Annotated in this window: 24 protein-coding genes; 7 read left to right on the forward strand and 17 right to left on the reverse strand. The window is 53.9% G+C overall.

Going from position 1 to position 17,829, the window contains the following annotated elements:
• Nucleotides 1–186 precede the first annotated feature (186 nt).
• The 3 genes from HMPREF3107_RS11635 to HMPREF3107_RS09880 form a co-directional block, all read right to left on the reverse strand.
• Nucleotides 187–726, reverse strand: a complete 540-nt coding sequence (locus tag HMPREF3107_RS11635; protein ID WP_083284676.1) for a cytochrome B — start codon at nt 724–726, stop codon at nt 187–189.
• A 79-nt stretch (nt 727–805) separates the two neighbouring features.
• Nucleotides 806–1,294 carry a cytochrome B gene (locus tag HMPREF3107_RS09875; protein ID WP_070455164.1) on the reverse strand — a complete coding sequence of 163 codons (489 nt, stop codon included), beginning with the start codon at nt 1,292–1,294 and terminating at the stop codon, nt 806–808.
• Nucleotides 1,275–1,484 (reverse strand): helix-turn-helix transcriptional regulator, encoded by a 210-nt coding sequence (locus HMPREF3107_RS09880; protein WP_040564601.1) that lies wholly within the window; start codon nt 1,482–1,484, stop codon nt 1,275–1,277. The genes HMPREF3107_RS09875 and HMPREF3107_RS09880 overlap by 20 nt, the downstream gene beginning before the upstream one ends.
• A gap of 56 nt (nt 1,485–1,540) precedes the next feature.
• On the opposite strand from HMPREF3107_RS09880, the gene HMPREF3107_RS09885 reads away from it, so the two are divergent.
• The 3 genes from HMPREF3107_RS09885 to HMPREF3107_RS09895 all read left to right on the forward strand — a co-directional run bounded on the left by HMPREF3107_RS09885 (nt 1,541) and on the right by HMPREF3107_RS09895 (nt 3,002).
• Nucleotides 1,541–1,843 carry a hypothetical protein gene (locus HMPREF3107_RS09885; protein WP_070455165.1) on the forward strand — a complete coding sequence of 101 codons (303 nt, stop codon included), beginning with the start codon at nt 1,541–1,543 and terminating at the stop codon, nt 1,841–1,843.
• Nucleotides 1,844–2,125: 282 nt separating this feature from the next.
• Entirely contained in the window at nt 2,126–2,635 is a 510-nt protein-coding gene (locus HMPREF3107_RS09890; protein ID WP_070455166.1) for a hypothetical protein, read from the forward strand.
• Between the two features lie 61 nt (nt 2,636–2,696).
• Nucleotides 2,697–3,002, forward strand: coding sequence for a hypothetical protein (locus tag HMPREF3107_RS09895; RefSeq protein ID WP_070455182.1), 306 nt, complete (start codon nt 2,697–2,699; stop codon nt 3,000–3,002).
• Between the two features lie 205 nt (nt 3,003–3,207).
• Here the strand turns inward: HMPREF3107_RS09895 and HMPREF3107_RS09900 are convergent, their stop codons facing one another.
• The 3 genes from HMPREF3107_RS09900 to HMPREF3107_RS09910 all read right to left on the reverse strand — a co-directional run bounded on the left by HMPREF3107_RS09900 (nt 3,208) and on the right by HMPREF3107_RS09910 (nt 6,306).
• A complete protein-coding gene (locus HMPREF3107_RS09900; RefSeq protein WP_070455167.1) occupies nt 3,208–4,347 on the reverse strand; it encodes an aminotransferase class V-fold PLP-dependent enzyme in 1,140 nt (379 codons plus the stop codon).
• A 203-nt stretch (nt 4,348–4,550) separates the two neighbouring features.
• The gene (locus HMPREF3107_RS09905; RefSeq protein ID WP_070455168.1) at nt 4,551–5,003 is read right to left on the reverse strand and encodes a hypothetical protein; all 453 of its coding nucleotides are present in this window, start codon (nt 5,001–5,003) and stop codon (nt 4,551–4,553) included.
• Nucleotides 4,996–6,306, reverse strand: a complete 1,311-nt coding sequence (locus HMPREF3107_RS09910) for a homoserine dehydrogenase (RefSeq protein ID WP_070455169.1) — start codon at nt 6,304–6,306, stop codon at nt 4,996–4,998. The genes HMPREF3107_RS09905 and HMPREF3107_RS09910 overlap by 8 nt, the downstream gene beginning before the upstream one ends.
• A gap of 92 nt (nt 6,307–6,398) precedes the next feature.
• On the opposite strand from HMPREF3107_RS09910, the gene HMPREF3107_RS09915 reads away from it, so the two are divergent.
• The 3 genes from HMPREF3107_RS09915 to erpA all read left to right on the forward strand — a co-directional run bounded on the left by HMPREF3107_RS09915 (nt 6,399) and on the right by erpA (nt 8,227).
• The gene (locus HMPREF3107_RS09915) at nt 6,399–6,770 is read left to right on the forward strand and encodes an Mth938-like domain-containing protein (RefSeq protein WP_070455170.1); all 372 of its coding nucleotides are present in this window, start codon (nt 6,399–6,401) and stop codon (nt 6,768–6,770) included.
• Between the two features lie 103 nt (nt 6,771–6,873).
• A complete protein-coding gene (locus HMPREF3107_RS09920) occupies nt 6,874–7,782 on the forward strand; it encodes an NAD(+)/NADH kinase (RefSeq protein WP_070455171.1) in 909 nt (302 codons plus the stop codon).
• A gap of 106 nt (nt 7,783–7,888) precedes the next feature.
• Entirely contained in the window at nt 7,889–8,227 is a 339-nt protein-coding gene (erpA, locus tag HMPREF3107_RS09925; protein WP_040666364.1) for an iron-sulfur cluster insertion protein ErpA, read from the forward strand.
• Between the two features lie 81 nt (nt 8,228–8,308).
• Here the strand turns inward: erpA and aspA are convergent, their stop codons facing one another.
• The 6 genes from aspA to rfbD all read right to left on the reverse strand — a co-directional run bounded on the left by aspA (nt 8,309) and on the right by rfbD (nt 12,971).
• Nucleotides 8,309–9,724 carry an aspartate ammonia-lyase gene (gene aspA / locus HMPREF3107_RS09930; protein ID WP_070455172.1) on the reverse strand — a complete coding sequence of 472 codons (1,416 nt, stop codon included), beginning with the start codon at nt 9,722–9,724 and terminating at the stop codon, nt 8,309–8,311.
• A 195-nt stretch (nt 9,725–9,919) separates the two neighbouring features.
• On the reverse strand, nt 9,920–10,192 hold the full coding sequence (locus HMPREF3107_RS09935; RefSeq protein ID WP_070455173.1) for a hypothetical protein: 273 nt from the start codon (nt 10,190–10,192) through the stop codon (nt 9,920–9,922).
• Entirely contained in the window at nt 10,185–10,583 is a 399-nt protein-coding gene (locus HMPREF3107_RS09940) for a phage holin family protein (RefSeq protein ID WP_070455174.1), read from the reverse strand. The genes HMPREF3107_RS09935 and HMPREF3107_RS09940 overlap by 8 nt, the downstream gene beginning before the upstream one ends.
• Before the next feature lie 86 nt (nt 10,584–10,669).
• Complete coding sequence (locus HMPREF3107_RS09945; RefSeq protein ID WP_049249315.1) at nt 10,670–11,050, reverse strand: ElaB/YgaM/YqjD family protein; 381 nt, start codon at nt 11,048–11,050, stop codon at nt 10,670–10,672.
• 199 nt (nt 11,051–11,249) lie between these two features.
• Nucleotides 11,250–11,996, reverse strand: a complete 747-nt coding sequence (gene fabG / locus HMPREF3107_RS09950) for a 3-oxoacyl-ACP reductase FabG (protein ID WP_070455175.1) — start codon at nt 11,994–11,996, stop codon at nt 11,250–11,252.
• A gap of 81 nt (nt 11,997–12,077) precedes the next feature.
• Entirely contained in the window at nt 12,078–12,971 is an 894-nt protein-coding gene (gene rfbD, locus HMPREF3107_RS09955) for a dTDP-4-dehydrorhamnose reductase (RefSeq protein WP_070455176.1), read from the reverse strand.
• 376 nt (nt 12,972–13,347) lie between these two features.
• Between rfbD and yciA the strand changes: the two genes are divergently transcribed.
• Nucleotides 13,348–13,749, forward strand: coding sequence for an acyl-CoA thioester hydrolase YciA (yciA, locus tag HMPREF3107_RS09960; RefSeq protein WP_070455177.1), 402 nt, complete (start codon nt 13,348–13,350; stop codon nt 13,747–13,749).
• Between the two features lie 256 nt (nt 13,750–14,005).
• Here yciA and hisF read toward each other — a convergent pair whose 3' ends face one another.
• The 5 genes from hisF to HMPREF3107_RS11640 form a co-directional block, all read right to left on the reverse strand.
• Nucleotides 14,006–14,800 carry an imidazole glycerol phosphate synthase subunit HisF gene (hisF, locus tag HMPREF3107_RS09965; protein WP_070455178.1) on the reverse strand — a complete coding sequence of 265 codons (795 nt, stop codon included), beginning with the start codon at nt 14,798–14,800 and terminating at the stop codon, nt 14,006–14,008.
• 226 nt (nt 14,801–15,026) lie between these two features.
• Nucleotides 15,027–15,347 (reverse strand): hypothetical protein, encoded by a 321-nt coding sequence (locus tag HMPREF3107_RS09970; protein ID WP_003774520.1) that lies wholly within the window; start codon nt 15,345–15,347, stop codon nt 15,027–15,029.
• Nucleotides 15,348–15,396: 49 nt separating this feature from the next.
• Nucleotides 15,397–16,137: a 1-(5-phosphoribosyl)-5-[(5-phosphoribosylamino)methylideneamino]imidazole-4-carboxamide isomerase gene (gene hisA, locus HMPREF3107_RS09975; protein ID WP_070455179.1), complete on the reverse strand. Its 741-nt coding sequence runs from the start codon at nt 16,135–16,137 to the stop codon at nt 15,397–15,399.
• 96 nt (nt 16,138–16,233) lie between these two features.
• The gene (gene hisH / locus HMPREF3107_RS09980) at nt 16,234–16,878 is read right to left on the reverse strand and encodes an imidazole glycerol phosphate synthase subunit HisH (protein WP_070455180.1); all 645 of its coding nucleotides are present in this window, start codon (nt 16,876–16,878) and stop codon (nt 16,234–16,236) included.
• A gap of 641 nt (nt 16,879–17,519) precedes the next feature.
• Nucleotides 17,520–17,684 (reverse strand): hypothetical protein, encoded by a 165-nt coding sequence (locus tag HMPREF3107_RS11640; protein WP_371327483.1) that lies wholly within the window; start codon nt 17,682–17,684, stop codon nt 17,520–17,522.
• Nucleotides 17,685–17,829 lie beyond the last annotated feature (145 nt).

Here is a 17,829-nt window from a genome sequence, read left to right on the forward strand (position 1 = left end):
TGCTGGGGAAAAGAAATTTTGCAAAGGTCTCTCACCGTGAATTTCAACTGCGCCGCTTACATTCCTTATTTTCCCGCAGGTTATCACCGCGGCGAACGCGGCAACGCCATTGTGTTCGGCTTGGAAACGCCCGATTTGCTCGCCGCCGCCCTGCTCAGGTTGGAAAAGCAGCCTGCACCTGTTTCATCAATCTTCATCCTCCTCTGCGCCCTTATCTTCACGCGGCGGCTCGCGCAAGGTTTTTTTCACCTTCATGTCCGCGCTGCAATAAAAGCCGACCACAATAAACAAAAATATCAATCCCACAAAAAACAAAATTAACAGATTGGGGACTTCGGGACTTCTCCGTTTTATTATTACAAAAATCATGGCACAGAAGCCGCCTGAAAAAATTAAAGAATTTTTCAAAGCTCTCCGCAAAATGCCTTTGGCCGTTTCCGGCGTGATTTTTTCGGATGGAGAAATGACCGTAGACGACAAATCGTTGCATTCCGACCAACTGACTTTCGCCCAACCGTGTAACGGCAAACCCAACAGAAACCACAACCCCAAAGCTGCCTCTCCGCCTTTCCAGCCCATGATCCAGCTGCCCAGCCCCACCAGTATCGAACCCCAATACAGATACGCATAACACACCGCCATCCGCTCATACGTTTCCAGCCACTCGCGCTCGTCCTGCCGCCCAAGCATGGAATCCACCATTTTACGGTTGAATTTGTTCATCATTTTTCTCCAAATACATTATCCGAATAGCTTTAATCTGCCAATGAAAAAGCAGCCTGCATGTTCAATCTTCCCCTTCACATTAGCGCAGTTCGCGCAACGTCTTTTTCACCCGTATGCACGCGCTGCTGTATGTGCCGCCGGCAACGGCCAAAAACAGCAATACCGCAAACGGCAAAATCAAAAGGAACGGCACATCCTTTGCATAGAGTTTGCCGGCAACAAACGCCATCACAGCAGCCATCAGGCCTAATAGCAATGCAGCCTTCCGTGCTTTTCTCAACACCTCTTTGGCCGTTTCAGGCGTTATCTTTTGGGGATACGGAATCACCTCGTCCGATATATCGTTGAATTTCGCCCAACCGTGCATCGGAATGCCTAATAAAAGAGCAAGCAAAAGCGCATATTGGCCGGTCTCCCAGCCAATCAGCCAACTGACCCAACACACCAGCAGCGAACCCCAATACAAATACGCATAGCACACCGCCATCCGCTCATACGTTTCCAGCCGCTCGCGTTCGTCCTGCTTGCCAATCATGCCGTCCAACAATTTACGGTTGAATTTGTTCATCTTCCTCTTCCCAAAAAAGCGCATTCAAATCCGTATCCAATGCTTTTGCCAAGCGGATACACAAAGACAGGGTCGGGTTATAATCCTGATTTTCAATCATATTCACCGTCTGCCGCGAAACTTCCACCAAATCTGCCAAAGCCTGCTGCGAAAGCTGCTTCTGCTTGCGGAACTGCCGAACTCTGTTCATAGCCTCAATAAAAATGTCTGATATATCTGACATAAGTATGGCATTGTGCCGTTTTCATGTCAAATATATCAGACAAGATTGCTGCAAAAGCAGCCTGCACTTGCACTTCGTCGTCTGCCAGCAGCCACACATGGCCGCCGGGTTACACCGAATGCCGCGGCCGCAAATGCCAATCCGCACGTTCGCCGCAGCCGCGCACTTTGGCCTGCGAATGCGCCTTCCTGTTCAAATACGTCCTGTTCGCCCTGATTACCCACCATTTGAAAGGCGAATTTGCATACAGGCGGCAAACCGCCCTCCTCTTTCTGCCGCTGATATTGCTTGTCGTCTACATCTTCTATTATTTCGGTGCTTTTTAACACAAAGGATATTGACAACGGCTAACAAACTGTTTTAAAGTCCACCCCATTCTTTAAACGTTTTAACGAGAAACATCATGCAAATTCGCTCTGTTGCTTATTTTTATTGGTATCGCACCAAGGTGCGGTATCTTTTTGCGTCTGCGTAAAATAGAGCAACAGCGAAAAAGCCGCCCGTCCAAACCGAACAGGCGGCTTTATTGTTTTTCCCTTACCCGATACAGGCCGCCGAAACCACCGCTTACCGGCAACAGCGGAACCAAACAGATTCAGGAGCCTGCCATGCAAAACGCACAACCTTTGCAACACAACGCCGATATCGAAACACTCAACCGATGCTGCCTGGTTGTAGACGGCAACGGCCACCGTCCCGACTTAATCAACGACAGCCTGCCGGAAAATTTCGGCGCGTTGGCCGCCGAGGCGATGCTGCCGCAAATCCGCACCACTGCCCTGATGATTGCCGCCTCGCGCCACGATTTCAGCCGTCCCAGCCCGAGCGTGTTCACCGATGAGGCCGACTGGTTTGCCGCCCGGATTTTGGTTTTGCAGGCGCGCGTCTTCCACCTCGACATCAGCCTGCGCTTCATGCTCGAAACCGCCAACCGCCGCGCCGCCGACTTTGCCGCCGCCCGCAACCTGCCCTTCATTCCGGCAAAAATCCGCATGAGCCTGCGCACCCGCCGCCCGAACAACCTCCTGATGATGGATTGCGCGCTGCCCCTGCATCAGGAAGACTGCGGCCTGATTGAAAACAGCCGCCGCCTGGCCGCCAAACTGCCGCAACTGTAAAGCCCCGTAGCCCGCCATGCCGTTTCGCGATATGATGCTGGCTTTTTTCAAAAGTCCGGTTATGCGTACACTTATCGAACAGAAAATCAGCAACGGCGACTACGTCCGCATGATAGAAACACACCGCCAGCCGTTCAGCGGGCCGGAAAACGAGCTGCTGGAAGAAATCCTGCAACGCTTCGAATTCGACGTGGTGCAGCAGCAGGCACTGGCACAGGCCGTGATGCAGCAGGCGCGTTTCGACCCCAACGCCCTGCACATCGAAGAATTTGAAGACGAAGACGTAACAGGCATCTGCCCGCACTGCCTGAACCCGCCGGTTCCCCCGCTGCGCGATTACCTGATGTGGCGCGAACGGCAGATGTGATTGAGGCCGTCTGAAACCGTTTTCCCGACCGTTTATCACACGAAAAGGCCGTCTGAAAAAGCAACCCGCTGATTGCAGCTTGCTTTTTCAGACGGCCTCCCTATTGGCGGAAACGGCCGGAAACTGTAACGCCGTTATATCCCGTTGGGTGGCTTCCCGCACAGGGCGGAATACCGCACCGCCCTGCATCGCGATGATCTTTCCATCACCGTTCTATTTTTGACAATGCTTCGGCAAAACTTTGCACCGTCCGTTCGATGTTTTGCAGCTTGTCCAAACCGAACAGGCCCAAACGGAAGGTTTGGAAATCGGCACGCTCGCCGCATTGCAATGGCACGCCGGAAGCAATCTGCATCCCGTGCGGGATAAAGGCGCGGCCGCTTTGGATTTCGGGATTATCGGTATAGGCAACCACGACGCCGGGGGCTTCAAACCCTGCCGCCGCCACACTCGGGAAACCCCGTTCGGCCAGCAGGCCGCGTATTTTGCCGCCCAATTCGCGCTGCGCTTCGGCCAATTTGTCGAAACCGATGCCTTCGGCTTCGCGCATCATGTCGTGCAGGCGCAGCAGGCCGTCGGTCGGCATCGTGGCATGGTAGGCATGGCCGCCGTTTTCAAATACTTCCATGATTTGCAGCCATTTTTTCAGGTCGAGGGCGAAGCTGTCGGACTGGGTTTCCTGCGCTTTTTGATAAGCCGTTCCGTTCAGCATGACCAAGCCGCCGCAGGGCGTTCCGCTCCAGCCTTTCTGCGGTGCGGAAAGCAGGATGTCGATACCGAGTTTTTCCATATCGAGCCAGATGCAGCCTGATGCGATGCAGTCCACCGCCAACAGGCCGCCGACAGCGTGGACGGCTTCGGCCAGCTTGGCGATGTAGCCGTCGGGCAGCATGATGCCGGATGCGGTTTCGACATGCGGGACGAACACGATGTCGGGACGGAAGGCGGCAATTTCTGCACATACTTCTTCTATCGGCGCAGGCGAAAACGGGGCTTGGAAGCAGTCTTTCTGCCGTGCGGCCAGCACTTTGGTTTCCGATGCGATGCCGCTTTGTTCGAGGATTTGCGACCAGCGGTAGCTGAAAAAGCCGTTGCGCCCAATCAGACATTTTTTGCCGCGTGCGAACTGGCGCGCAACCGCCTCCATGCCGGCCGTGCCGGTGCCGGGAACGACGGCGGTATGCTGTGCGCGGTAAACTTTTTTCAAAGTGGCGGAGATGTAACGCAAGGCCGTCTGAAATTTTTGCGACATGTGGTTCAGCGAGCGGTCGGTATAAACCACGGAATATTCGAGCAGGCCGTCGGCATCGATTTCGAGACGGGGGAGCGGGGATATTGTTTGCATGATTTTTTCCTTTGGTGTCGTTGGGATTTTTATGTGCGCCGCGTACGGCGGGAAACTTCAAACCGATGCGGCGTTGGCCGCCTCATTCCGATTTAAAGCCAATCCACTATAACATGCGCTTGGGGATGTTAAAAGGCCGTCTGAAAATACGCGGCGGTATTTTTCAGACGGCCTTTTAGACGGAGGCAATCGGGCCGGAGGCCTTACTGCGCGACCTTCAAACCGGCGAGGCACTGCTTGTCGCGGGCATTGAAGGCTTTGGCACCGCCCAGGAGTTCAAGCTGTTTTTGACTGTCGAGTTTGGCAAAGCCGTCGAGCTGCTCTTGGCTGAGTTTGTCCAACGGCTCCGCCCACATGCAGACGCAGTAGTTTTGCACCAGCTTGCCGCTGTCGTCCTTCAAACCCAGCGTTTGCAAATCGCCCTGCCATTTGGGCGAGAACGGTACGTTTTGGATGCACGATTCGACAAATGCGGCCTTGGCGCGCGGTTTGCTCATGGCGCATTGCGATAGAAAGAAGGTGGCGGCGAATAGAGAGGCGATCACCCACAGCCAAATGCGTATGGTGCGGATTTTGCGTTTGGACTTGAGCGTTTGTTCGCGGCGTTGCTCTTCGTCTGAAGGGTTTTCAGACGGCCTTTGCGCCTGTTCAGTCATTTAAACTCTCCATGCGTATCATGGTTACTTTGCCGTTTACCGTATCCATGCCTTCGATGCCGGCGATGGCGGCCTTGACGTGTTTTTCGACCGTGCTGTGGGTCAGAATGACGATTTCGGCGGTGTCTCCGTTCACCACGCCTTTTTGAATCAATGCCTCTATCGAAACGTTTTGATCCGCCAGCAGGTTGGCGATGCGGCCGAGTACGCCCGGCTTGTCCTGCGCCTGCACGCGCAAGTAATAGCTGCTGACGATTTCGTCCATCGGCAGAATGGTTTGCGCCTGAACCTGCGAAGGCTGGAAGGCCAGATGCGGCACGCGGTTGCCCGTATCCGCACCGAGCAGGCGGGCGATGTCGATGATGTCGGCCACCACGGCGGAAGCGGTCGGCAGCGCGCCCGCACCCGCGCCGTAATACAGGGTTTCGCCCACCATGTCGGCATTCACGCGCACGGCGTTCATCACGCCGTTCACATTGGCCAACAGGCGGCTTTCGGGCAGCAGGGTGGGATGGACGCGCAATTCGATGCCTTTGTCGGTTTTACGCGTGATGCCCAAAAGTTTGATGCGGTAGCCGAGTTCTTCGGCGTATTTGATGTCGCGGCTGTCGAGTTTGCTGATGCCTTCGAGATAGCAGGCTTGGAAATTGACCGGCGTACCGAACGCCAGCGCGCTCATGATGGTGATTTTATGCCCCGCGTCGTGGCCTTCGATATCGAAGGTCGGGTCGGCTTCGGCATAGCCCAAAGCCTGGGCTTCTTTCAATACGTCGGCAAACGCGCTGCCTTTTTCGCGCATTTCGCTCAAGATGAAATTGCTGGTGCCGTTGATGATGCCGGCGATGCTGCGGATGCGGTTGGCCGACAAGCCTTCGCGCAGGGCTTTGATAATCGGGATGCCGCCCGCTACCGCCGCTTCAAACTGCACCATCACGTTTTTTTCTTCCGCCAGCGCGAACACTTCGCTGCCGTATTCGGCCAGCAGTTTTTTATTGGCGGTAACGACGTGTTTGCCGTGGCGTATGGCTTCCAACACCAGCTCTTTGGCCGCTTCCGTGCCGCCGAACACTTCGGCTACGATGTCCACTTCGGGGTGGCGCACGACTTCGAACGGATCGGCGGTAATCAGGGTTTCGGGCGGACAGGCGGCGCGGGCTTTGGCTTCGTCGCGCGTGGACACCATAAACACGTTCACCGCGCGTCCCAGCCGGCGGCTGATTTCCGCCGCGTTTGCGCGCAACACTTCCGCCGTGCCCCTGCCCACGGTACCCAAACCCAAAATGCCGATATTGACCGGTTTCATCATCACTCCTTGTTAAGCGTTCCCTGAATGGCTAAACTTGCCGTCAAAAACGCGCAATCCTACCCGAAAAACCCTTATTCAGAAAGAAAAATATGCAGTTTCAGGAACACCTGCCGCAAGACGGATGGAATATCGAAGGCGGTTTGGACGGCCGTCTGAAAATCAACGGCGAAACCCACACCGAAGCCGTCTGCCTGATCGAAGGCTGCTGCCTGCCCGCAAACACCGCCCGCCCGCAGGATTTGACTGCCGATTCGTTTTCAGACGGCCTCTCAAAATACGCCCCGCCCGAACTCATCTTAATCGGCACGGGGAAAACACAACAGTTCCTCCATCCGAAACTCAACGCCGCGCTGGCCGCGCAAGGCATAGGCATCGAATACATGAACACCGCCGCCGCCTGCCGGACATTGCTGATGCTGCAAAGCGAAGGCCGCCGCGTCTGGGCATGGCTGTGGCCTTAAAAACACAAAAAAGGCCATCTGAAAACACCGCGCCAGCCGCTTTCAGACGGCCTGCAATCATGCCATAATCCGTTCCGTTACCCTTACCGTACGCCCATCCGCCATGATTACCGAATTCAAACGCATCGGCATCGTTACCCGCCCGCAAACGCCCCGGATAGAAGTCAGCCTGCACAAGCTGATAGACTTCCTGCTGGCGGAAAAAATCGACGTATTCATCGACCGCGAAAGCGTGGAAGGCGGCGTAGTCCATCCCGACGACCTCCCCCGCTGCCGTTTAACCGACAAAGACAACATCGGCCGCGAATGCGGCTTGGTCATCGTTTTGGGCGGCGACGGCACCTTCCTTTCCGCCGCCCGCAAAGTCGCCCCCTACCGCATCCCCCTCGTAGGCGTGAATCAAGGCCACCTCGGTTTCCTGACCCAAGTCCCCCGCGAAGAAATGCTGAAAGAAATTGCAGGCATCCTGACCGGCAAACACCAGGCGGAAGAAAGGATACTGCTCGAAACCGACCTCATCCGCAACGGCACCCATGTGAAAAACTCGCTGGCACTGAACGACGTGGTCATCTCGCGCGGCGGCGCAGGCCAAATGATTGAATTCGAAACCTTTATCAACAAAGAATTCGTTTACACCCAGCGTTCGGACGGCCTGATTGTCTCCACGCCCACCGGCTCGACGGCTTACGCGCTGGCGGCAGGCGGCCCGATACTGCAAGCCAGCCTGCGCGCCTTCACGCTCGTCCCCATCTGCCCGCAATCTATGACCAACCGCCCCATCGCCGTCCCCGACACCTGCGAAATCGACATCCTGATTACCAAAGCCGGCGACGCGCGCGCCCACTTCGACGGGCAGTCCTACATCGATATTCAAAGCGGCGACATGCTGCGTATCCGCCGCTACCGCCACAGCCTGCGGATACTGCACCCGGGCACTTACCGCTACTACAAAACGCTGCGGCAGAAACTGCATTGGGGCGAACAGCTTGTACCTATTTCGCAACACGACTGACACCATACGCCGCACGGCTTGAAATCAACACCTTGCACCCCACCTTGCTTATCCTCGAGCATTGCGCGAAAATACCGCACAAACCATGACACACAAGGAAAGAACCATGTCAGACGAATCACCCATCATCTTCACCGACAGCTGCTGCACCAAAGTGGCCGACCTGATTGCCGAAGAAAACAACCCCGACCTGAAACTGCGCGTTTTCGTGAACGGCGGCGGCTGTTCGGGCTTCCAATACGGCTTCACTTTCGACGAAATCAAAAACGACGACGATTTCGAAATCTTGAAAAACGGCCTGACCTTCCTGGTCGATCCCATGAGTTACCAATACCTTGTCGGCGCGGAAATCGACTACACCGAAAGCCTGCACGGCTCGCAATTCGTCATCCGCAACCCGAACGCGGAAACCACCTGCGGCTGCGGTTCTTCGTTCTCGGTATAAACAACCGGCTTTGCAACAAACAGAGGCCGTCTGAAAACCCGTTTCCGGGTTTTCAGACGGCCTTTATCGATGCCCGAAGGCTTAACCGACTTTCTTCGCTTTATATTGCGGGTTAATCAGATTGGCGGGCGACAAAATATCGTCAAGCTGTTCCGCACTCAGCAAACCGAGTTCCAACACCACTTCGCGCACGTTTTTACCGGTTTGGGCGCAGATTTTGCCGACCTTGTCGCCGTTGTGGTGGCCGATAAACGGATTCAGGTAGGTAACGATGCCGATGGAGTTCAGCACATAGGCGGCACAGGTTTCGCGGTTGGCGGTAATGCCGTCCACGCATTTGTCGGCCAGATTCACGCAGGCATTGCCCAGCAGCGAGATACTTTCAAAAATTGCTTGCGCAATCACAGGTTCCATCACATTGAGCTGCAACTGTCCGGCTTCGGCGGCAAAGGTTACGGCAGTGTCGTTGCCGATCACTTTGAAGCACACCTGATTCACGACTTCCGGAATCACGGGATTGACTTTGGCGGGCATGATGGACGAACCGGCCTGCATTTCGGGCAGGTTGATTTCCTTGATGCCTGCACGCGGGCCGGATGACATCAGGCGCAAGTCGTTACAGATTTTGGAAAGTTTTACGGCCAAGCGTTTCAACGCGGCATGCACACTGACATAATCGCCGCAGTCGGAGGTGGCTTCAATCAGATTGGGCGACAGCGTGCAGGGCAGGCCGCTGATTTCGGCCAGTTTTTTCACTGCCAGCGGGGCATAGCCTTCGGGAGTGTTCACACCCGTGCCGATGGCGGTTGCGCCCAAGTTGATTTCCAGCAGCAAATCGATATTGCGTTGCAGATTGAAGTTTTCTTCTTCCAGCAGGACGGCAAAGGCTTTGAACTCCTGTCCCAACGACATGGGCACGGCATCTTGAAGCTGGGTACGCCCCATTTTCAACACGTCTTTAAATTCTTCGGCTTTGGCTTCGAAGGCCTGTTTCAGGCGGTTCATTTGCACCATCATGGCCACCGTGCTGTTGTAAACGGCCAAACGGAAGCCGGTCGGATAAGCGTCATTGGTAGACTGGCTGGCGTTTACATGATCCATTGGGTCGATGATGTCGTAGCTGCCTTTGGCTTTGCCCAAGTGTTCCAAAGCCAGATTGGCCACGACTTCGTTGGTATTCATGTTCACCGATGTACCCGCTCCGCCTTGGAATACGTCCGACGGGAATTGGTCAAGGCAGCGGCCTTTCACCAGCACTTCATCGCAGGCGGCATCAATCGCGGCGGCGACTTCGGCGGAAAGCACGCCCAATTCCGCATTGGCGCGGGCGGTGGCTTTTTTCACCATTACCATGCCGCGCACGAATTCGGGAATATCGGAAATCTTTTGCTTGGAAATTTTGAAGTTTTCTGCTGCGCGTAGGGTGTGTATGCCCCAATAGGCATCATTTGGAATTTCGCGTTCGCCCAATAAATCATGCTCGATACGGGTGGTCATTCTTTTTTCTCCAGAGTTCGTTTACATTGAAAATGCCGCCGTGCGGCAACGGCGGCATTTTGCCTGATTTAAAATATTATTCCAATAGTTTTCGCTACATTTCACTATATTAATTTTAATTGTCTACAATCGGGCAGATTATTCTAATTGTCTACAATTTTAAGCTGTTCCCAAAATGGCTTTTTACTGCCGTTTTCATCCTTTACGCCGCATAAAATGCCAAGCCAGCCAGGCGGCAATCAAAGCCCAACGGGATTTGCCGCGCGCGGCGGAAAAGGCGGCTTTCTGCGCCCAACCTTCGGAAGCGGCCGCAGCAGCGATTTCCGCCAGTTGCACGAAATCTACCCTCTGTTTTTTCCGTTGTTGCAGCATTTTGTCTTGCCGGATTTGCTCGGCGGCGATTTTCAGACGCGCCAGTTTAATTTCCAACTCCAGCAGTTCCCGCGCCTGTTTTCTTTCTTTATTCATGATCGCCCTCCTTGTTTGACAGTTCGCCGCGCAAACAGGCAATGTCGTCCCGCAGGCCGTTGAGGCTGTCGGCAAACACTCCGTTGTGTCTTCGCCAGGCAACCAATATCCGCCAAAGCATCAATATGACAGCAACGATGCAGACGGCTGCGGCGATGAAAAATACTTTCACAGCGGTGGCATCGTCGAGCAACCGGTTGAGGCCGAACAGGGCGGCAAACAGGGCGACAAACAGTAAAACGGCGGAAAAAAGCAGTGCCAACAGGGTGCGGAAGACGTTCTCCGCCTGCTCGGCCAAATCGAGATTGATGACTTGCAGCCGCAGCAACAGCAAATCTACTCCTTGGTTCAACAAGGTTTTGGTGTGTTCTATTTTTTGTTTGATGACCATTTTACCTCCTTAATGCAGAGAGGCCGTCTGAAAAAGCCGCTGACGAATAATGCGGGCGTTTTCAGACGGCCTGATTCAAGCCGTTATTAACGGCGGTTCAGCAATACGCCGACCACCAATCCGGCCAGTGCGGCAAAACCCATGGCGTAATAGGGTTTGTCATGTACTGCTTCGTCGGCCTGTTTGGCACGGCGTTTGATTTGATCGCCCGCTTCTTCCTCAAATTCGCGGAATTTCTTTTTCGCACGGGCGGAATGCTTACGCAGGCTTGCGGCAGCATCGCTTTCAAAAGCGCTCAATTTCTCTTTTGCCGCTTCCAATTTGTCACCTAGGCGGGTTTTCAAATCTTCCATTTCTTCGCTGCCTTCTTCAACGCCTTTGTTGTACAGCTCTTCAACATCGTCCATCACGGCTCGGATGTCTTCCAACATTGCGGCTTTACGGGTTTCGTAATCAGATTTGCTCATAATGTTTCCTTGTTTTCAATAGGTGAATTGAGCCTGTAGTATAACAGACAGTTTTATTACGTCCACCATGATTTATTTCAAATTTAATAATTTAGTGTAAAGTTTTGTATTAAAAGCAGCCTTTCTCAGGAAATATATGGCAATAAAGGCCGTCTGAAAATGTTTTTCAGACGGCCTGTTCATTTTGATTTTAAAAAAGTTAAGGCATCAGCATGCCGCCGTTGACGTGCAACGTTTGGCCGGTGATGTATTTGGCTTGGTCGGAAGCCAGGAACAATACTGCGTCGGCAATGTCTTGTGCGTCACCGAAACGGCCGAGTGCGGTTTGCGCCTCAAAGGTTTTGCGGACTTCTTCCGGCAGGGCGCGGGTCATATCTGTGTCGATAAAGCCCGGGGCGATGCAGTTTACCGTGATGCCTCGGCTGCCCACTTCGCGCGCCATGGATTTGGCAAAACCCATCAGGCCGGCTTTCGCCGCGGCGTAGTTGGCCTGCCCCGCGTTGCCCATCGCGCCCACCACGGACGTGATGTTGATGATGCGGCCGGAACGCTGTTTCATCATGCCGCGCAATACGGCCTTGCTGGCACGGAAGACGGATTTCAGGTTTACCTGCATGATTTCGTCCCACTCTTCTTCTTTCATCCGCATCAGCAGGTTGTCGCGGGTGATGCCGGCGTTGTTCACCAAAATGTCGAGTTTGCCGAATTCTTTTTCAATATCGGCAATCAGGTTTTCGATGCCGTCGGCTTCGGCGGCATTTAATGCCCTGCCCTGCCCGTTCCACTGTGCCAGGCGTTCGCCGATGGCGGCTGCGCCGCTGTCGCTGGTGGCCGTGCCGATGACGGTTGCGCCCGCTTGTGCCAATGTGTCGGCAATCGCCGCGCCTATGCCGCGCGATGCGCCGGTTACCAATGCGATTTTGCCGCTCAAATCTTGTGAACTCATTTTGTTTCCTGTCGGTTGGAGAAAGCGGACTTATATCACAAGGCCGTCTGAAAAACCACTTTCAGACGGCCTGCCGTTGTTTTAAAGATAAGGCCGCAAATCGCTTAAGGCGGAATGCCAGTCGCACGGCCCGATACCGAACACGGCGCGGATTTTGCCGCAATCCAAACGGGAATCGGCCGGACGCTTGGCCGGAGTCGGATAATCTGCCGTAGCAATCGACTTCACGGCAGGGATTTTCGCCAGCACGCCCTGCGCCGCCGCTTCGGCAAAAATGGTTTCGGCAAATTCAAACCAGCTTGCATACGGGCTGCCGCAATAATGATAAATTCCCGCACGTTCCGCCAACTGCCCGGGCGTGTGGCGGCGGACGATGGTAATCAGTGCGGCGGCAATGTCGGCGGCCGCGGTCGGCGCACCGTATTGGTCGGCCACGATGCCCAAGCTGTCGCGTTCGCGTCCCAGCCGCAGCATGGTTTTGACGAAGTTCTGCCCGTACGCGCCGAATACCCACGAAGTCCGCATCACCACGGCGCGGCGACAGGCGGCCAACACCGCCTGCTCTCCCGCCAACTTGCTTGCGCCGTATATGTTTTGCGGCGCGGTTGGGGCAGCTTCGTCATAAGGCGCGCCGCCCGCACCGTCAAACACATAATCGGTGGAAATATGCAGCATGGCCGCGCCGGCTGCTTCGGCGGCTTCGGCCAAATGGCGCGCGCCGTCTCGATTGACGGCAAACGCCCGTTCGGCATCGCTCTCGGCTTTATCGACCGCCGTATAGGCGGCTGCATTGATGATGTAGTCGGGACGGAAGGTTTCCACCGCCTGCCGCACGCTGCGGCGGTCGGCAATATTGAGTGCGGAGGAGTCGGGAACGGAGAGTTCGGCACAGCCCTCGAGTTGTGCTTTCAGGCAGTGACCGACTTGGCCGCTGCCGCCGGTAATCAGGATTCGGGGTAAATGAGAAGATGGCATGACTGCAATCCGAAAATGAGAAAGCGGTATTGTAACGGAACAGGCCGTCTGAAAACGAGTTTGGCGGCAGAAAATCAAGAATCCCTGTTTTGCCGCTGCCCACTTGCAGAGTAAAATATGGCGTTAGGCCGTCTGAAAAGTTTTAATTCGTTATAATCGGAATTTCAGACGGCCTGACGCTCGGTATAGCGGATGAAAAAAGACGGCTTTTCAAGGCATCGATTACCGGAGCACTCGCTTCCGCGCTGTCTGCAACTGCGCCGCCTCGCCGCTGTTCTGACCTAATCCGTACTCTATTGCGGCGGCTTCCGCCCGAAAAAACAAACTGAACCCTGCCGCACCAAGCTGCTGCCATTCCAAACAAAAAGGAAAACCGATGAACACCGAACAACGCACCGAACCGCAAGGCCGCCTGCTGCTGCGCACGATGGCCATGCCTGCCGACACCAATCCCAACGGCGATATTTTCGGCGGCTGGCTGATGTCGCAAATGGATATTGCGGGCGGCATCCTTGCCTACGAAACCGCCTGCGGCCGTGCCGCCACCGTAGCGGCCGATAAAATCGTCTTCCACCGCCCCGTTTCGGTCGGCGATGTCGTCGCCTGCTACGGCGAACTGATTAAAATCGGCAACACTTCGATGCAGATTCACATTGAGGTTTGGGTTCACTCTGCCTCCTTCGACAGCCTGAACGAACAACGCCTCGTTACCGAAGCCTTGTTCACTTACGTTGCGATCGACAAGGACGGACAGCCCCGCCCCGTTCCGCAGCTGTAAGTGCCCGTATCCCCAATCACCGTGTATTTGGTTTCGTATGCTGTGTGCGCTGCTCATGCCGCCGGCTGCGCCAAATGTGGAAAGCCGCTTCAGTTCCACATCGTCCGCACCCGGTTTTCAATTCCACTCAGGTGCGGCAATGCTGAAAAGAAGCGGCACATGTTTCAGACGGCCTCCGTATCGCTCGGAGACATCCGGTTTTTACAGCAGCCTACGTTCCTATCGCAATTAACCATCACGAAAACAAATGCAGCCGCTACAGGCCGTCTGAAATATATTTTTCAGACGGCCTGACTTCAATCTCGGCCCGACTCATCGCCTCTTTTGCTTCTGCAATCGATATTTCGCCGAAATGGAAAATACTGGCGGCCAAAACGGCATCGGCTTTTCCTTCTTTAATGCCGTCAATCAGATGCTGTATAGAGCCGACCCCGCCCGATGCGATAACCGGTATGTCCACCGCTTCGCTGACGGCACGGGTCAGCGGTAGGTTGAAGCCTTGTTTCGTACCGTCCCTGTCCATACTGGTGAGCAGGATTTCGCCCGCGCCGCGCCGCTGCATTTCAAGCGCCCATTCGACCGCATCCAAACCGGTCGGGTTACGGCCGCCGTGGGTAAAAATTTCCCAGCGGGTGTTTTCGGGATTGACGGCTTTGGCATCAACAGCGACGACTATCGCCTGAGATCCGAAAAATCCGGCGGCTTCATTGACCAAATCGGGATGGGTAACGGCGGCGGTATTGATGCTGACCTTGTCCGCACCGGCATTAAGCAGGCGGCGGATATCGGCTACAGTACGCACGCCGCCGCCAACGGTTAATGGAATGAAAACTTGGGATGCAACTGCTTCGATAACATGCAAAATGGTATCGCGGTTGTCGGAAGAAGCGGTAATATCGAGGAAAGTCAGTTCATCTGCCCCCTCGTCATTGTAACGTTTGGCGACATCGACGGGATTGCCCGCATCGCGAAGTCCGAGAAAATTCACGCCTTTGACGACGCGGCCGTCTTTAACATCCAAGCAAGGGATGATTCGTTTGCAAAGAGCCATGCGGATTACCTGTTGTCTATAAACAAACTGCCCTCTCAGAGGGCAGTGTGAAATTGTTGCGCCGTAGGAAAAACAAATAACGCGTTATCCTATTCCAAGAGCTTGCCGCCTAGGGGTTTTATACCACGAAGCATCCTGGCTCCGCCATGCTTTATCTTAGGCAACCGATACTCCATCGCACAAAATATCAGTCAAAATTCAATGCGGTCAAACCGTTCTGCCTCGGCTAAATAAAAGGAGAAAGCAGCGATTTCATGTTTTCCGGTTGCGACAACCAATAAAAACCCATACTGCCTGCAGCAGCCAAAAACAGGGTAGTGGCGAAGCTGTTGGAAAGTCTGTTAACAGCAGTCAGTACCAAAGCGACATAAATCCACTGCACGGCAACCTCTGCCACCCAAACACCATTCATTGCCGGCAGGGTCATCGCCATAAAACCACGGATAATCACGGCAATCACGATAAAACCCAAGCTTTCCGACAAGGCATAAATATCGCGGTCGGCCGACCAAATCATCCAAAATCCTAAAACAAATGCTTCCAACATTATTTTTATTCCTTCTTTCCCGTAATATTTTATATAAAAAATCAGTTATCTATTCGCCGAGAGAGTCGGCCAATTGCTGTGCTTGCGCAAAATCAATACTGCCTTCGTAAATCGCACGGCCGGTAATCGCGCCGGTTACACCGTCTTTCTCGGCGGCACACAGGGCGCGTATGTCATTCAAGTCGGTCAAACCGCCGGAAGCAATAACGGGAATGCCGACTGCTTCGGCCAGCTTAACCGTTGCATCGATGTTTACCCCGCTCATCATGCCGTCGCGGCCGATATCGGTGTAGATGATGCTGTTTACTCCGTCGTCGGCAAAGCGTCTGCCCAAATCGGCCGCACGGTGTTCGGTTACCGTTGCCCAACCGTCAATAGCCGCCATTCCGTCTTTGGCATCGATACCGACGATAATATGCCCGGCAAACTCCCGGCAGGCCTCGCGCACGAAAGCAGGATTTTTAACTGCCGCCGTACCGATAATAACGTCTGTCAGCCCTAAGGCCAGATATTTTTCGATAGTCGCCAAATCACGGATACCTCCGCCCAGTTGGACAGGAATATCGGCCGCCACCGCCGCCAGTATCTCGCGGATGGCCGGGAAATTTTTTGGCTCGCCGGCAAAGGCACCATTCAAATCAACCAAATGCAGCCGCCTCGCGCCCTGCTGCCGCCAATGCGAGGCCATATCCGCCGGTTGGTCGGAGAACACGGTGGCATCTTCCATCAGGCCTTGGCGCAGACGTACGCAGTTGCCGTCTTTCAAATCGATTGCAGGGATAAGCAGCATGGCGGTTCTTTCGGATTGGCAGGAAAGGCCGTCTGAAAAATGCCAGATAGGCCTTCAAACGGCATGTGTTTTCATGTAAACCGCATTTTACACAAATTATCCATTCCAGTGTAGAAAATTACGCAAAAGCAATAAGCCGACATCGTGACTTTTTTCCGTATGAAATTGAGTCGCGAAGACATTATCGCGACCGACAATGCAGGCAAACGAATCAGGATAGTCGCTGGTAGCAAGTACGATTTCGGAACCTTGCGGTGCAAAGTAATAACTATGGACGAAATAAAAACGGCTATCTTGCGGAATATCGCGGAACAGCGGATGCGGTTTGGTTTGATGCACGGTATTCCAACCCATATGCGGTACTTTCAGACGGCCTCTATCGTGGTCGCGCACATTCGCGGAAAAACGTTTGACCTCCCCTGCAAACCAACCCAATCCCGCAGTATCCCCTTCTTCACTGCGTTCGAACAAAAGTTGCGCCCCGACGCAAATACCGAAAAACGGCTTGTTTTTCAGGCCGTCTGAAACTGCTTCGCCCAATCCGCTGCGTTGCAGTGCGGCCATACAGTCGGGCATGGCGCCTTGTCCGGGGAAAATGATTTTGTCGGCGGCGGCCACATCTTCCGGGCGGGCACTCAACACAATCTCCGTCCCCGTTCCCGCAAGGCGTTCAGCCTCACGCACAGAGTTCAAAACCGAACGCAGATTACCCATACCGTAATCGACAATAACCGTTTTCATACCATCTCCTTTGCTATAAACATATTTTAATAGGTGGCAGGCCATATTGCATACTTATGGCAAATCTAATCATACAAGGTTGTAAAGTCAGTCGGCACGAAGTACGGTTTTTATTTCCCAGCCCACCGACTGAAACTTCCCCGGAATCACCACAGCCTTTAAACTATTTACCCATACCGTCAAAATCACAATTCACGCCTTTATCGACTGCATGATACCGTTTTCAGCAAAATCTACTCAAAAACGAGGTATTTCAATTATTAAATAATTAAACCAAACGTATATCAGTATAACAAAAAAGCAACAAAAAAGCCTTGAAACTATTTTAGTTCAAGGCGTTATACATATTAAAAAACTGCTGAAAATTAGGTATGGTGGAGGCGGGGGGAATTGAACCCACCTAGCCCGTAACCAGTAGTATGTGTATAGACAAACGCCCTTGATTTAGGGCGTTTTTTATCTGTTCATATACTACTGGCTGCGGTCATTTGTGCCACGATTTGTGCCAAACCCAACGAGGGTATTCCCATTGATACTCAAACCAACCAATACAAAAAACAAACCGCTCGGTGCCAATGTGCCGCAAATATTCCGAAAAAACGACGTTACCGGCACTTCATCCATGAAATATCATGGCATTCCTACCGCCTATTCATTTTGAAATGGTGGATGCGCCAAGTCTCGGGACGGTCTTTCAGACGACCTTGATCGGTGCTTTGGCCGTATTCGGTCTGTTGAACCAGTTGTCCGGCGGCATCGTAGCCGTAGGCGGTGATTTTGCCGTCCCAGCCGGTTTCTTGGATCAGGTTGTCGGTCGGGTCGTAATCGAGACGGTAGGTTTCGCCGTTCCGGCGGTTTGAATAATGGCGGCGTCAATGACGGCGGCGGCAAACAGCGTCAGGCCATAGAAGTGGATGACGAAGGACAAGTCAGCGGCCAAACCACACCGAG

Source organism: Neisseria sp. HMSC31F04 (genome assembly GCF_001807735.1).
Classification (GTDB): Bacteria; Pseudomonadota; Gammaproteobacteria; order Burkholderiales; family Neisseriaceae; genus Neisseria; species Neisseria elongata.

Bases quoted from the DNA above. Each gene is read 5' to 3' on its own strand.
- HMPREF3107_RS11635 (WP_083284676.1), bottom strand. From the start codon at position 726: ATGATGAACAAATTCAACCGTAAAATGGTGGATTCCATGCTTGGGCGG.
- HMPREF3107_RS09875 (WP_070455164.1), bottom strand. From the start codon at position 1,294: ATGAACAAATTCAACCGTAAATTGTTGGACGGCATGATTGGCAAGCAG.
- HMPREF3107_RS09880 (WP_040564601.1), bottom strand. From the start codon at position 1,484: ATGAACAGAGTTCGGCAGTTCCGCAAGCAGAAGCAGCTTTCGCAGCAG.
- HMPREF3107_RS09885 (WP_070455165.1), top strand. From the start codon at position 1,541: ATGTCAAATATATCAGACAAGATTGCTGCAAAAGCAGCCTGCACTTGC.
- HMPREF3107_RS09890 (WP_070455166.1), top strand. From the start codon at position 2,126: ATGCAAAACGCACAACCTTTGCAACACAACGCCGATATCGAAACACTC.
- HMPREF3107_RS09895 (WP_070455182.1), top strand. From the start codon at position 2,697: ATGCGTACACTTATCGAACAGAAAATCAGCAACGGCGACTACGTCCGC.
- HMPREF3107_RS09900 (WP_070455167.1), bottom strand. From the start codon at position 4,347: ATGCAAACAATATCCCCGCTCCCCCGTCTCGAAATCGATGCCGACGGC.
- HMPREF3107_RS09905 (WP_070455168.1), bottom strand. From the start codon at position 5,003: ATGACTGAACAGGCGCAAAGGCCGTCTGAAAACCCTTCAGACGAAGAG.
- HMPREF3107_RS09910 (WP_070455169.1), bottom strand. From the start codon at position 6,306: ATGAAACCGGTCAATATCGGCATTTTGGGTTTGGGTACCGTGGGCAGG.
- HMPREF3107_RS09915 (WP_070455170.1), top strand. From the start codon at position 6,399: ATGCAGTTTCAGGAACACCTGCCGCAAGACGGATGGAATATCGAAGGC.
- HMPREF3107_RS09920 (WP_070455171.1), top strand. From the start codon at position 6,874: ATGATTACCGAATTCAAACGCATCGGCATCGTTACCCGCCCGCAAACG.
- erpA (WP_040666364.1), top strand. From the start codon at position 7,889: ATGTCAGACGAATCACCCATCATCTTCACCGACAGCTGCTGCACCAAA.
- aspA (WP_070455172.1), bottom strand. From the start codon at position 9,724: ATGACCACCCGTATCGAGCATGATTTATTGGGCGAACGCGAAATTCCA.
- HMPREF3107_RS09935 (WP_070455173.1), bottom strand. From the start codon at position 10,192: ATGAATAAAGAAAGAAAACAGGCGCGGGAACTGCTGGAGTTGGAAATT.
- HMPREF3107_RS09940 (WP_070455174.1), bottom strand. From the start codon at position 10,583: ATGGTCATCAAACAAAAAATAGAACACACCAAAACCTTGTTGAACCAA.
- HMPREF3107_RS09945 (WP_049249315.1), bottom strand. From the start codon at position 11,050: ATGAGCAAATCTGATTACGAAACCCGTAAAGCCGCAATGTTGGAAGAC.
- fabG (WP_070455175.1), bottom strand. From the start codon at position 11,996: ATGAGTTCACAAGATTTGAGCGGCAAAATCGCATTGGTAACCGGCGCA.
- rfbD (WP_070455176.1), bottom strand. From the start codon at position 12,971: ATGCCATCTTCTCATTTACCCCGAATCCTGATTACCGGCGGCAGCGGC.
- yciA (WP_070455177.1), top strand. From the start codon at position 13,348: ATGAACACCGAACAACGCACCGAACCGCAAGGCCGCCTGCTGCTGCGC.
- hisF (WP_070455178.1), bottom strand. From the start codon at position 14,800: ATGGCTCTTTGCAAACGAATCATCCCTTGCTTGGATGTTAAAGACGGC.
- HMPREF3107_RS09970 (WP_003774520.1), bottom strand. From the start codon at position 15,347: ATGTTGGAAGCATTTGTTTTAGGATTTTGGATGATTTGGTCGGCCGAC.
- hisA (WP_070455179.1), bottom strand. From the start codon at position 16,137: ATGCTGCTTATCCCTGCAATCGATTTGAAAGACGGCAACTGCGTACGT.
- hisH (WP_070455180.1), bottom strand. From the start codon at position 16,878: ATGAAAACGGTTATTGTCGATTACGGTATGGGTAATCTGCGTTCGGTT.